The organism is Lacibacter cauensis, assembly GCF_007830055.1.
GTDB lineage: Bacteria > Bacteroidota > Bacteroidia > Chitinophagales > Chitinophagaceae > Lacibacter > Lacibacter cauensis.
This window is the reverse complement of sequence record NZ_VLLE01000004.1, coordinates 359537-372312: the sequence shown is the minus strand read 5'-3', so window position 1 is coordinate 372312 and position 12776 is coordinate 359537. Positions and strand designations below refer to the sequence as shown.

Below are 12776 nucleotides of genomic sequence, written 5' to 3'. Positions count from 1 at the left end.
TTTAATGTAAAATAAGAATGCTGAAATGCCTGTACAGCAAGCATTTCAGCACAACAGCGGCTGTAATCCTTTACCGGCAAGGGTTTCAGAAAGGGTAAAACAAAAATTACAGCAGCAGGTTGCTGTTCTGTTTTCCACAATTACTGCACAAGCTCCATAATGGATCGAAAGGCGATAAACTGATTTCCCCATTTATCAAATGCCTTTTGCCGTAACGAAGCTGCATGTACTGCAACATAGGCTTCCTGCAATTCCTTACTGTTGGCAAAGTATTGTACAGTGTAAGTAGGGCCTTCCTCTTCTTCTGTTTCCAGCAAACGAAAAAACTGTGCATCGGTAAAACAACCTGTTGCCAATACTTCGGGTATATGTTCTTCCTTCATCCATTGTACCCACGCATCGTGAATAGCCCAGGTTACTTTGGAGGTTACGTTGTATACAATCATGTTATTTTAATTTCAGTTCCAAATAAACAGGACAATGGTCGCTGTGTTTTACATCCGGATAAATTTCTGCATCTTTTAATTGCTCCCGCAAAGGTTCTGTAACACTAATGTAATCGATACGCCAGCCTTTGTTATTTAAACGCACACTGGGGAAACGCTGGCTCCACCAGCTGTAACGGTGTGGTTCGGGGTGAAACTCACGAAAAGTATCTACCCAACCGCTTGCATAAAACTTCGTCATCCATTCACGCTCTTCCGGTAAAAAGCCACTCGACTTTTTATTGCCTTTCGGATCATGAATATCAATTTCCTTGTGTGCAATATTGTAATCGCCGCAAAGAATCAGTTTCGGATGTGTTTTCTTTAATGTATTCAGCCAGTTGAAATATTCATCAAGCCAAACATATTTGAACTCCTGCCGTTCGTCGCCACTGGTGCCGCTGGGGAAATAGGTATTGATCAAACGGATATCACCAAAGTCGAGTTGTATAACACGTCCTTCATCATCACTTGGTCCATGACCGTTGCCAACTTCAACATGATCCGGTTTTATTTTGGTAAACACTGCTACGCCGCTGTATCCTTTCTTTTGTGCGCTGAACCAATAATCGTGGTAACCAAGATCATTAAACAGTTTATGATCCACATCTTCTTTGGTAGCTTTTGTTTCCTGCACACAAATAATATCGGCAGGATCTGTTTTTAACCAATCAAGAAAACCTTTTTTGATGGCAGCCCGAATGCCATTAACGTTATAGGAAATAATACGCATGTTCTTGTAACTGATTTATTCGTGAACGAAAGTAAGAAAGGCATTCAACACACACATAAAAAAAGAGACATCACTTACGTAATGCCTCTATCAGGAATCAATCGAAAACGAACAACTAAGCTTTCTTCTCGTAAAATGTTTTTTCTATTTTTTTGTTTACCGGTTTCACAGTTTGCAGAAATTTATAAATGGCTTTGATCTCCATATCGCTCATACGACTGAATGGCCCCCAAGCCATCGGACTGTGCTTAATTAGTTTTCCTTTACGGATGCGGTTGCGGAATGTTTCTTCGCTCCAGCCGTAAATGCGGCCTGTTTCTTTATCGGGTGTAAGATTGGGTGTTTCGCAGATGTAATGTTCCGGGTCAATAATCGATTCCATTTTAAAACCACCTGCAAAGGGTTCTCCAACAAAAGCGCCTGTTTTTAAATCACGATCGGTATGGCAGCCACGGCAATTGGCAACACTCATGGCAAGATAACGGCCATATTCAGCAGTAGAATCCGGTTTCACCTGTTTGGGTGGAGTACCGGTTGGTCCCACAGGTTTTATAATAAATGCTTTTACAATTTTGCCCATTACATTCATCTTATTGTCGGGTACCTGATTGTTTACAGGCTTCAATGTGCGTATAAACGAAATAACAGCAGTAAGGTCTTCATCACTCATATCATGAAACGGCATAAAATCAAACAAGGCTCTTCCATCGTGGCCAACACCATAGCGTAACGAACGTGCAATGGTTTCATCGCTCAGGTTACCAATGCCCGTTTCTTTATCGGGTGTAATGTTGCGGGCATAGATATGGCCGATCGGCAATGCAAAATCCCGGCCGCCCGGCAAGTCTACTTCAGCGCCGCTGTTCACCACTTCTTCTGTTCCTTGTTTTGCATGGCAATCGGCACAATGTGCAGGGCCATACACAAGATATTTACCTCTTGCAAGTACTGTACTGTCGGTTGAAGCTTTAATGGCGGGATAAGGTGCATCGTATTTCGTATTCTGTCGAAGCAGTACAATGGCAGTAATGCCAACGATAAGAAAGAGCAGGATGATACCTGTCCACTTCAATGTTTTCTTAAGCATGATGGTTGGTTTTGGGGGTGACAGAGAATAAGGTAGAAACAATTTTGACAAGATGCAATACCTGCCGCTGTTTTGTGAAAACAAAAAAGCCACAACAGGTTTTGTTGTGGCTTCGTTTACTGTTGGCTCTATTAGAAGTGTACGGCTAATTTAAGTTTCACAAAAAACGGGTTACCGGGTGTATAATGTAATTCAGTAACAGGTGTTGTTTCATTCCGTAATCTCGACTCGGTTGCAAATTGTGCTTCGTTCCATTTGCTGTTAAAGAGATTTTCAATTACGGCTCCGATTTCCCATTTGCGTACAGCATAACTAAGCGAAGCATCGGTAATAAAATAACCCTTGGCTGTTATACTGTAATCTTCATTGGCTGCACGGTTGGCAATATAACGGTAACGTACAGCGGCACTCCATTTATTTTGCTGATAGTTGATGCCGCCTGTACTTGTAACAGTTGGCGCCAGTGGAATATAGTTTTCGCCTTTTGCATCTTCGATGCTTCTTGCATGTGCAAAGTTGATATTGGCATCGGCCGACAGTTGTTTCAACGGTTGCCAGCGTACAGACACATCAGCACCATAGCGGCGTGTTTTACCACCGGGTTCTACAATGCCCTCATCACCCACATACACAAACTCCTGTTGTAAAAACAAATGCCACACGGCTGCGTTTACCAGTAAACTTTTAAAGGGCTTCCAGATAAAACCAAGATCGGAACCGTAGGAAGCAGGTAATACTTCACGACCGGTTTGTGGTAACACCACCCGAGTATCGTTGCTGTGAAATCCTTTTCCGTTCTTAAGATATAGTTGCAGATTTTTATTAAACGTATAAAACAAATTAGCTTTCGGGCTGATGATGAATTGCTGTTGTGCTGCTAACGAAGGATTGAGCTGATCGTTATAAGCAAAGTGAAAATAATCGGCTCTTGCACCCACCGTTAACATCCAGTTGCCAAATTCTATTTTTTCATCGGCATACAGCCAGCCATTGGCTTCACGCACATCGCCCAAAGCAATTGCATCGAGTACTTCAGTTTTATTTTTTGTGTGTGACAGTTCTGAATGATGTGTTGCATCGAAACGGATGCCGCTGCCAACACTGCTGGTGAAGTTTATGTTGCCCTTTGTACGTTTCGATTGCCAGTTGGATTGCCAACCGAAAATATCTCTTGCTTCCTGCTGACGAATCTGATCGCCATTGACCGGATCGTTGAGGAAGAAGGTGAAGTTTGAAATAAGATTGAAATGATAGCGTGTGTAATAGATCTGATGTTCCAGTTGATCGTTATTGCTTAAACGCTGCTGCAGTTTTGTACTGAAGTTGATACGGCCGGTATAACCACCTTCTGTATTATCAATGGCACCGAAGCGGGTAATACTTCCATTGTTTACTGCACGCTCAGGAATTTGTCCCGATGCATCCCATTTGCTGTTGAATACATTGGCTTGCACAAACAGTTTGTTACGTTCGTTGAGCTCGGTATTATACTTTCCCCAGATGTTGAAACGGTTAAAATGCTGCGCACTTTCAAACGGACCATCGGAGTAAATAAATTCTGATGCAATAAATACATTTTGTTTCTTGTTAGATGCTGGTAACAGATTTACCATTGCCAAAGCACGATAGCTGTTAAATAGACCTGCTTCAAGCTGCACTGTATTTTGTGTAAGCTTATTGGCTGTTTGCAATTCTACATAACCCGCTGTATTGAAATTGCCTTGCTCGGTGTAATAGCTTCCCTTGCCATAATCAATTGTTTTCACCAATTCAGGAATCACAAAGTGCATATCGGCATAACCTTGCCCGTGTGCATGCGAGGGCATGTTTACCGGCATACCATCTACCGTAATCTTCACATCAGTTCCATGGTCCACATCAAAGCCACGCAAAAAAATCTGCTCTGCTTTACCACCGCCCTGGTGTTGTGCAATAAACAAACCGGGTACATAACGCAAAAATTCCTGTGCCGAATTAACGGGGCGTTGGTTTAAATCAATTTTACTGATGGTGGAATATACTTTGTTGGCATTGCCTGCAGCAATAACCAGTTCTTTTAAATTAAACGCTGCACGCTGCAGGTAAATAACGAGATTGTTGTTTGATGGGGTTACTGCTGTTGTTGCATAACCAATGGCAGATACAGCTACAGTTTGTTCTGTTGCCGAAAGCGAAATAGAGAAGCTGCCATCTTTTGCTGAGGTAACAATTTTTGTGTTGCTGCGGATAACAGCTCCTTCAATGGCTTCGTTATTAACGGTATCAATAATACGTGCATTAAAAATTGTTTGAGCATTCGCCAACAAACTGCATGCAAGAAAAGATAAGGAGAATAGAATTGTTTTCATAAACAGTCAGCATTGAAATCAAAGTGTTTTTAATTCTTCTTTTATTTCGTTGGTTACAAGAGGTCCTAATTCGAAACTGCTTTCCAATGCTTCGTTTAAATAGCGCTTTGCCATTTTTTTATTTCCGGCCTGCTTGTAAATAACGCCTATATGATAAAGGGCATCGGGTTCAAATGTTTTGTTGACAATACGGTCGTTGGCAATACGTGTTGCTTCGTTTACCTGTCCGTTTTTGTATAACGACCATGCCAGTAAATCGTACGATTGGGGCGTAGGGCGGTTGAGAATTTCTTTGTGTGCAATCTGTAAGGCCGTCGTAGCATCGTTCCGTTCATCGCTCATAATAGCAAACAGATATTTATTGTACATATCGCCATAAATTGGTTGTGTTACCTGATCAATGAACAAGGCAAGGCGGATATTTTTTTCCTGGTGATCATTTTCATACGCTGCAATTTCACTCAGCATCAAATCGTAATCCGGTATGGGGTGATGTGCCTGCAACCAGTACAAAATGTTTTTTGCAAGCCGGGTATTTTTGTCTTGTGAAAAGGCGATCCATGCAATGCCTTTCCATGCATGATAGTAAGCAGGATCTGTTGCCAATACTTCGTTATACAGTTTGTATGCTTCGGCAACACGGTTGTTGTGACCGTACATATCTGCAAGATTTGTTTTAACCCACAGTAAAAGATGTTCGTTTTTACTTTCTATTACATCAGCATAAGCCTGTTCCATATAGGCAATACTTGCATCTGCATTGCCTCTGTGATCTTCGAATTTTGCTGCTCTTGTATAATAATCGAAATTATTTTTCTGTGGAAGGCTGGTGAGTAACTGTTCGGCCTGTTTGTACTGACCCAGTTCTAATTTTACATCGAAGCGCTGGAGTGCAGTGAGGTATTTATCGTCGCCCATTTGTAATGCTGTATCCAGGTATTTATCTGCCTGTTGAAAGCGGTGTTGTGTAACACAGTTAGCTGCAAGCGACCGGTATATGCCGGATGAAAAATGTTTTTGCAGTTGGTTGGCTACAGTGTACAAGCTGTCGCTTTTGTGTACATCATGAATATTGCCGCTGTATTGGAAGCGTTTGCTGTAAAGTGATGCAAGTTTCGTTTTTGCATTATGATCATCAGTTTTCACAGCAAGGCGGTTGCTCCAGAATAGAATATCCTCGTCAATAATCGTAAGATCGCTTTTGTGCTCTGCCGATTTTTGTAACGCAGCAGTAATTCTTTGCTCTTCTGCAACAGGCGCTTTTTCATTTGTACAACCAGCAAAAAAAACAGCAGCAGAAAGAATAACAACAAATTGCTTAAACATAACAGATGATTGTAGTAAACGGAAATGGTTAAAAAGCGAAGGTGTAAAAACCTTCGCTTTGTCTCTCTTCTAGTGAGGTGTAGCTAAATAGGGAAATGAAGTAAGAAATGCTTTGTCATTTGCACTTACATTATCGCTGGTAAGGCCCGGGTTTGATCCGCCCGTTGGTCCGCCGAATAACAGCAATAGTTCAACATCAATCACATCATCAGCTAATGCCCGGCCTGTTAAAATATTGGTACCGTCGAAGAAGGTTGTTGGTGCAGTGGTTGATACATTCAGTACATCTGTTGCCAGTAATCCTGTAAACTGATCTGCATTCTGACCCAATGCGTTTGTTGTGTAGCCGGCGTTTAAAGCGAGTAATCTTGCTTTAAACTTAGCGGCAAATGCTGCACCCATTGCAGATGGAACCGTTGTGTTGAACATGTCTTTATCTGCAGTGCTGACAAAAACAGTGTTAATTGCAGGACGAGCCATTTGATCGCCCATTTCGTACACAACTTGAGTTGGAGGGGTGTTTTCTTTTTTGCAGGCTGTAAATAATACAGTGCCCGCTGCTAATAAAGTAAATAATCTTATGCTGAGTTTCATTGTAATATTTTTTAGAATGAAGATTTTTGTTGCGGATTAGTTGATTGCTTTTTTCGATTCAGCCCATACGTTTAATGTGCTGGCATTACCTAATTGCGATTTTGGAACTTCAACAACAATACTTAATACGTTTGTGCCTTTAAAAGTGTCGTTACCAGGTTTGTTAAAACCAGATGCTTCACCACCAAGAATTTTTTGGTACTGAGTCAGGTCAAAAAAGAACGGATCGTCACGTGGGCCGGCAAATACTTTCACTCCTTTTTGTTCGGCCATGATAGCGGCTTGTCCGTAAGGCGTAACATCAGTTTGTACTGTAAATGCAGTTTCAGCAATTACACTTCTTGTACCGGTAGCTGCAGGCTTGTAAGGTCCGTAGATTTTCATCTTACCATTTTTTACAATCGCCTGGATAACGAGATCTTCTACATTATCGCCATTGTTGTCGATGTTAAATTCAACCAGTGTTTTCTCGTCGAATTTAGCAGCACCTGTTGCAGATGGTGAAAGTAAACCTTGCGTGTTAGCAACAAATACAAGATTGTTTGTGTTTTCTCCACGGAAAACATACACATCTGTAATGTCGGTTGGTTGGTTCGATACGGCAGGTGCATCAAGATGGTCGGCTGCATAAATAATACCGCCACTTACAGCTACTACTGCAGCAAGAACAGTCAGTAAAACTTTTCTCTTTTTCATTTTTTGTTTTTTTTGATTTGTGATTTTTTAAATAACCTGTTTCATCGTGGGCAACATGGGTTATTGTTGTGCGGATATAAGAGATACGTGAAACAGATGTTGTTGGATTTTTTAACAACGTATTTTTTTATGCGTTGCTGAAAATGTCTGGATGTATGCGGGATAAAAAGAAAGGCTGGTTGAAACCAGCCTTGTTTAACCAAAACCAGGACTACATCATTAGCCTTTCGGCAGAACAACAGCGTCAATTACATGAATTACACCATTGCTCTGATATACATCTTTTATAGTAACGGAAGCCATGCCTCCTTTTTCATCTTTAATCCAGAGTTTATTATCCTGCATCCATAACCACAATTTGCCACCTTGTACCGTTGTTAATTCTGCTTTGCCGTTACCATCTTTAATGAGTTTGGCAATTGACTTTGCATCTAATTTACCGGCAACAACATGATAGGTTAGTACGGCGGTAAGTGTGGCTTTGTTTTCAGGTTTCAGCAATGTTTCAACAGTACCGGCAGGTAATTTGTCAAACGCTGCATTGGTAGGTGCAAATACAGTAAACGGTCCGGCGCTCATTAAAGTTTCAACAAGGCCGGCTGCTTTTACTGCTGCAACCAGTGTGGTGTGATCTTTTGAGTTAACCGCATTTTCAACAATGTTCTTTGATGGATACATGGGCGCTCCACCAACTTCTACTGTTTTTTCTTTCATTTTTGTTGATGATGTTTGCGCAGATGCTCCTGCAGAAATAAGCATAGCAATAGCTGCAGCGGTAAAAAACTTTACGCTTTTCATTTTGTTGTGTTTTTAAAATTGATATGAATAGTTTACTTCAACAGTGTAACTGTTTGCACTTCGTTGTTTGAGTGAAGTATAAGAGATACGGAAGAGGAGTTGGGGTTGGATTTAACGCAGTAAAATTTTTTAAAAATAAAACGCCCCGCATTTGCGGGGCGTTTTTCGTATTCAGGTAGATCATTCTAAAATCGGTCGTAACCATCTGGTTGCTTCATCTAAACTCATGCCTTTGCGTTTGGTATAATCTTCTAACTGATCGTTACTGATTTTACCTACACCAAAATATTTACTTTCCGGATGTGCAAAGTACCAGCCACAAACAGACGATGCAGGATACATGGCCAATGATTCGGTTAAATGAATACCGGTTGCTTCTTCTCCGCCAAGTAAGCTAAACAATTTATATTTCTCTGTATGATCGGGACAAGCAGGATAGCCCGGTGCCGGACGAATACCCATGTATTGTTCCTTGATAAGGTCTTCGTTACTCAACGTTTCATCTTTTGCATAGCCCCAGAACTCTTTGCGTGTACGTTCGTGTAAACATTCGGCAAATGCTTCTGCCAAACGATCGGCCAGCGCCTGCAGTGTGATCTTATTGTAATCGTCATGTGCTGCTTCAAAACGTTTGATGTGTTCTTCGATGCCTTGAATGGTTACAGAGAAAGCTCCGATGTAGTCGGTAGCCGGTAGTTGCGAGTCATTAGCAGGCTTAATGAAATCGGCTAATGATATGTTTGGTTGTCCTTCCGCCTTTTTAATTTGTTGACGTAAGAACTCCAATCGTACTTCGTCGTTCGTACTTCGTACTTCCACAGTGTCTTTCCCATCACTGTTTGCCGGCCAGAAACCAACGGTGCCTTTTGCACTCAACCATTTCTCCGCAATAATTTTATCCAGCAATGCATTGGCATCGTTGTACAGTTTGGTTGCTTCTGCACCAACTACTTTATCAGTCAATATATCGGGGAAGTTACCATGCAGTTCCCATGCAATAAAGAACGGCTTCCAGTCGATATACTTGCGGAGCTCGGCCAAATCGTAATCGGCAAATACTTTTGTGCCCGTAAAGGTTGGCGTTACAGGTTGGTAATTGCTCCAGTCGATTTTTGTTTTATTCGCCTGTGCTTCTTCTAAACTTAAAAACTGCTTTACTACTTTTTTATTATTAAAATCATCCCGCAGCTTATCGTATTCAGCTTTCAGGTTGCCGAGGAATTCCGGTTTCTGCTCCTGGTTTAATAAGTTACCTGCTACTGTTACACTACGGCTTGCATCGAGTACATGTATTACACCTTCTTCGTATTGCGGTGCAATTTTTACAGCCGTGTGCATGCGTGATGTTGTAGCACCACCAATGAGCAACGGTTGCTTCATACCACGGCGTTTCATTTCGTGAGCCACATGCACCATTTCATCAAGCGATGGTGTAATCAATCCACTCAATCCAATGATATCTACATTTTCTTTTTGTGCTGTATCCAGAATTTTATCAGTAGGCACCATTACGCCCATATCAATTACCTCATATCCATTACAACCTAACACAACACCCACAATATTTTTCCCAATATCGTGTACATCGCCTTTTACTGTTGCCAGTAAAATTTTTGCAGCACCTGCACTTTCTTCATTCACCGTTCCTGCTGCCAGGTGTGCCTGTTTACGGTCTTCTTTTTCCTGTTCAATGTAGGGCGTAAGTACGGCCACACTCTTCTTCATGACCCTTGCGCTCTTTACTACCTGTGGTAAAAACATTTTACCGGCACCGAATAAATCGCCCACCACATCCATACCCGCCATTAACGGACCTTCAATTACTTCTAACGGAGCGCTGTATTTTAAACGGGCTTCTTCGGTATCTGCTTCAATATAATCGGTAATGCCATTTACCAGCGAATGTTTCAAGCGCTCTTCTACCGATGTGTTGCGCCATGCTTCATCTTTTACGGTTTCTTTTCCTTTCGACTTTACCGTTTCTGCAAACGCAATGAGTTTTTCAGTGGCTTCGTTGTTGTCGTTGTTGCGGTTGAGAATTACATCTTCACACAAATCTCTCAACTGCGGTTCAATTTCATCGTACACTACTAACTGCCCTGCATTTACAATACCCATATCCATACCTGCTTTAATAGCATAGTACAGGAATACACTGTGCATGGCTTCACGCACATGCTCATTACCACGAAACGAGAAGGAGAGGTTACTAACACCGCCACTTACTTTTGTAAGCGGCATCAGTTGTTTTATTTCTTTGGTAGCTTCAATAAAATCAACACCGTAGTTATTATGTTCTTCCAAACCGGTTGCTATGGCAAAAATGTTAGGATCGAAGATGATATCCTGCGGATCGAAGCCTACCTGTTCGGTTAAAATTTTATAAGCACGATGACAGATTTCTACCTTGCGTTGTTTGGTGTCGGCCTGTCCGATTTCATCAAAGGCCATTACAATAACCGATGCGCCATACATACGGCAGATACGTGCCTGCTCAATAAACTTTGCTTCTCCTTCTTTCATGGAGATGGAGTTGACAATGCTCTTGCCCTGCACACATTTTAAACCGGCTTCAATGATTTCAAATTTCGAGGAGTCGATCATGACCGGAATTTTTGCAATATCCGGTTCGCTCTGCAACAGGTTGATGAAGGTGGTCATCGCCTGTACACCATCGAGCAACGCATCATCCATGTTTACATCAATGATCTGTGCACCGTTTTCAACCTGCTGTCGTGCAATACTGAGCGCCTCTTCGTATTTATTTTCTTTAATGAGGCGTGCAAATTTCTTGGAGCCGGTAACGTTGGTACGTTCGCCTACGTTAATAAAATTTGTTTCGGGACGAACCACTAATGGTTCTAATCCTGAAAAGCGGCTGTATGGTTTAATACTGGTCATTTCTTCTTTGTGTTTCTTTGCGCCTTTGTGCCTTAGTGGCTAATCAAAAACTTGCTTCAACAACTGGTAATTCTCTTGGCTTTATTTTCTTCACATGCTCAGCAATATGTTTGATATGATCGGGTGTAGTACCGCAACAGCCGCCCACAATATTTACCCAACCTTCCTGTGCCCACTCTTCTAAGTAATGACCGGTATCGGAAGGGTTCTCGTCGTATTCACCCATCGCATTTGGTAAACCTGCATTGGGATAAGCCGATACGTAGCAAGAAGCGATCTGCGATAACTCTTCAATATGCGGACGCATTTCATGTGCACCCAATGCACAATTCAACCCAACACTCAACGGTTTTGCATGCATCACCGAAATATAAAACGCTTCGAGTGTTTGTCCGCTGAGTGTGCGGCCACTGGCATCAGTAATGGTTCCGCTGATCATGATCGGCAGTTCCGGTTTGTTGACATCCTGGAAATATTTCTTGATAGCGAAAATGGCACCTTTGGCATTGAGGGTATCGAAAATAGTTTCGATGAGTAATACATCTACACCGCCATCCACCAATCCTTTGATCTGTTCGTAATACGCAGCCACTACTTCATCGAAGGTAACCGCACGGTAGCCGGGATTATTTACATCGGGCGAAAGGGATAATGTTTTATTTAACGGACCAATAGCGCCTGCAATAAATTTGGGAGTTTGGGATTTGGAATTTGGATTTTGGTTGTAGTATTCCTCAATGGCTTTTCTTGCACATTGCGCCGAAGCAACATTCAACTCATAAGCCAGCGCCTGCATATCGTAATCGGCTTGTGCAATACTGGTACTGCTGAAGGTGTTGGTTTCAATAATGTCGGCACCTGCATCTAAGTATTGTTTGTGGATACCGGTAATGATTTGCGGTTGCGTAATACTCAGCAGATCGTTATTGCCTTTTACGTCGCAATGCCAGTCTTTAAAGCGTTCGCCCCGGTAATCGGCTTCGGTGAGTTTGTGTCGCTGAATCATGGTGCCCATTGCACCATCAATCACTAAAATTCTTTTTTCGAGTTCTTTTCTGATATCCATAACACGGCTGTTTACTGTTTGCTGCAGACAAAGCTGCAAACCACAGAATGAAAAAAGTGTTGTTACGGTAATTTGTTGTGTTCAGGTAGATGAACGATAAACGCTGGAGAAAACCGGGAGAGGTTTTTATGACGTTTATTAGTTCTGTTACTGTTTCTCGACTTCGCTCGAAACAATTGTAAAATCCTTCGACTTCGCTCAGGATTTTTTGGCCGAACAATAAACAAATCCGCCGTAAAGCACTGCAAATGTAAATGAAAAAACCGCATCAGCAATGATGCGGTCTGTTTCAACTATAAGTCAGGGCAAATTCTCAATTTTTAATAAAGTGCAGTTGATCGTCCTGGGAGGGGTTGTCGTCCTTCAGTTTCAGCACTGTTCCGGTGCGCTCGGTTTTCATCCATTCGCCGTTCAGATCGGAAAGTATCGGGTCGCTACCGAAGTTGATGGTGAATTTTGTTGTGGTTTCGCTCCAGGTGCCGGTAATGGTTGACCCTGAGCTGCCATGTGCCATCAGCACGCCGCCACTGTTGAACATGAAATTATACGCTGCGAAGTTGGACGTTTCATCTTTCTGATCCCAATAATAATTTATGCGCCAGGTACCGCTCAAGGCCTCTGTGTTATTATTACTAACGCTTTCCCGTTTGCAGGATACTGCAGTGAAAAGCAAGACGGCATAAAGTGAAATACGTAAAAACATGCTTGTTGTTTGTGCTGTAAAATTGTTGCTTTCTGTTTA

General features: G+C 42.0%; 10 protein-coding genes and 1 pseudogene. All 11 read right to left on the bottom strand.

The window, feature by feature from the left end; translation table 11 throughout:
- Positions 1–140: 140 nt before the first annotated feature.
- Positions 141–446: a DUF4286 family protein gene (locus tag IQ13_RS11705; protein WP_144886561.1), complete on the bottom strand. Its 306-nt coding sequence runs from the start codon at positions 444–446 to the stop codon at positions 141–143.
- Position 447: 1 nt separating this feature from the next.
- Positions 448–1218 carry an exodeoxyribonuclease III gene (locus IQ13_RS11700; RefSeq protein ID WP_144886560.1) on the bottom strand — a complete coding sequence of 257 codons (771 nt, stop codon included), beginning with the start codon at positions 1216–1218 and terminating at the stop codon, positions 448–450.
- Between the two features lie 115 nt (positions 1219–1333).
- Positions 1334–2305, bottom strand: a complete 972-nt coding sequence (locus IQ13_RS11695; RefSeq protein ID WP_144886559.1) for a c-type cytochrome — start codon at positions 2303–2305, stop codon at positions 1334–1336.
- Between the two features lie 131 nt (positions 2306–2436).
- A complete protein-coding gene (locus IQ13_RS11690; RefSeq protein ID WP_144886558.1) occupies positions 2437–4653 on the bottom strand; it encodes a TonB-dependent receptor in 2217 nt (738 codons plus the stop codon).
- Positions 4654–4671: 18 nt separating this feature from the next.
- Complete coding sequence (locus IQ13_RS11685; RefSeq protein ID WP_144886557.1) at positions 4672–5979, bottom strand: tetratricopeptide repeat protein; 1308 nt, start codon at positions 5977–5979, stop codon at positions 4672–4674.
- A 69-nt stretch (positions 5980–6048) separates the two neighbouring features.
- Positions 6049–6573 carry a DUF4331 family protein gene (locus IQ13_RS11680; protein ID WP_144886556.1) on the bottom strand — a complete coding sequence of 175 codons (525 nt, stop codon included), beginning with the start codon at positions 6571–6573 and terminating at the stop codon, positions 6049–6051.
- A gap of 36 nt (positions 6574–6609) precedes the next feature.
- The gene (locus IQ13_RS11675) at positions 6610–7269 is read right to left on the bottom strand and encodes a DUF4331 family protein (RefSeq protein ID WP_144886555.1); all 660 of its coding nucleotides are present in this window, start codon (positions 7267–7269) and stop codon (positions 6610–6612) included.
- A gap of 219 nt (positions 7270–7488) precedes the next feature.
- Positions 7489–8067 (bottom strand): fasciclin domain-containing protein, encoded by a 579-nt coding sequence (locus IQ13_RS11670; RefSeq protein WP_144886554.1) that lies wholly within the window; start codon positions 8065–8067, stop codon positions 7489–7491.
- A 180-nt stretch (positions 8068–8247) separates the two neighbouring features.
- Positions 8248–10971: pseudogene (metH, locus tag IQ13_RS11665) on the bottom strand (methionine synthase); the annotation flags it as partial.
- A 40-nt stretch (positions 10972–11011) separates the two neighbouring features.
- On the bottom strand, positions 11012–12034 hold the full coding sequence (locus tag IQ13_RS21500; protein ID WP_199758244.1) for a homocysteine S-methyltransferase family protein: 1023 nt from the start codon (positions 12032–12034) through the stop codon (positions 11012–11014).
- A gap of 313 nt (positions 12035–12347) precedes the next feature.
- Positions 12348–12737, bottom strand: coding sequence for a hypothetical protein (locus tag IQ13_RS11660; RefSeq protein WP_144886553.1), 390 nt, complete (start codon positions 12735–12737; stop codon positions 12348–12350).
- Between the last annotated feature and the right edge of the window lie 39 nt (positions 12738–12776).

Coding starts and splice junctions, on each gene's coding strand:
- IQ13_RS11685 (WP_144886557.1), bottom strand. CDS start 5,979: ATGTTTAAGCAATTTGTTGTTATTCTTTCTGCTGCTGTTTTTTTTGCT.
- IQ13_RS11705 (WP_144886561.1), bottom strand. CDS start 446: ATGATTGTATACAACGTAACCTCCAAAGTAACCTGGGCTATTCACGAT.
- IQ13_RS11700 (WP_144886560.1), bottom strand. CDS start 1,218: ATGCGTATTATTTCCTATAACGTTAATGGCATTCGGGCTGCCATCAAA.
- IQ13_RS11660 (WP_144886553.1), bottom strand. CDS start 12,737: ATGTTTTTACGTATTTCACTTTATGCCGTCTTGCTTTTCACTGCAGTA.
- IQ13_RS21500 (WP_199758244.1), bottom strand. CDS start 12,034: ATGGATATCAGAAAAGAACTCGAAAAAAGAATTTTAGTGATTGATGGT.
- IQ13_RS11670 (WP_144886554.1), bottom strand. CDS start 8,067: ATGAAAAGCGTAAAGTTTTTTACCGCTGCAGCTATTGCTATGCTTATT.
- IQ13_RS11680 (WP_144886556.1), bottom strand. CDS start 6,573: ATGAAACTCAGCATAAGATTATTTACTTTATTAGCAGCGGGCACTGTA.
- IQ13_RS11690 (WP_144886558.1), bottom strand. CDS start 4,653: ATGAAAACAATTCTATTCTCCTTATCTTTTCTTGCATGCAGTTTGTTG.
- IQ13_RS11675 (WP_144886555.1), bottom strand. CDS start 7,269: ATGAAAAAGAGAAAAGTTTTACTGACTGTTCTTGCTGCAGTAGTAGCT.
- IQ13_RS11695 (WP_144886559.1), bottom strand. CDS start 2,305: ATGCTTAAGAAAACATTGAAGTGGACAGGTATCATCCTGCTCTTTCTT.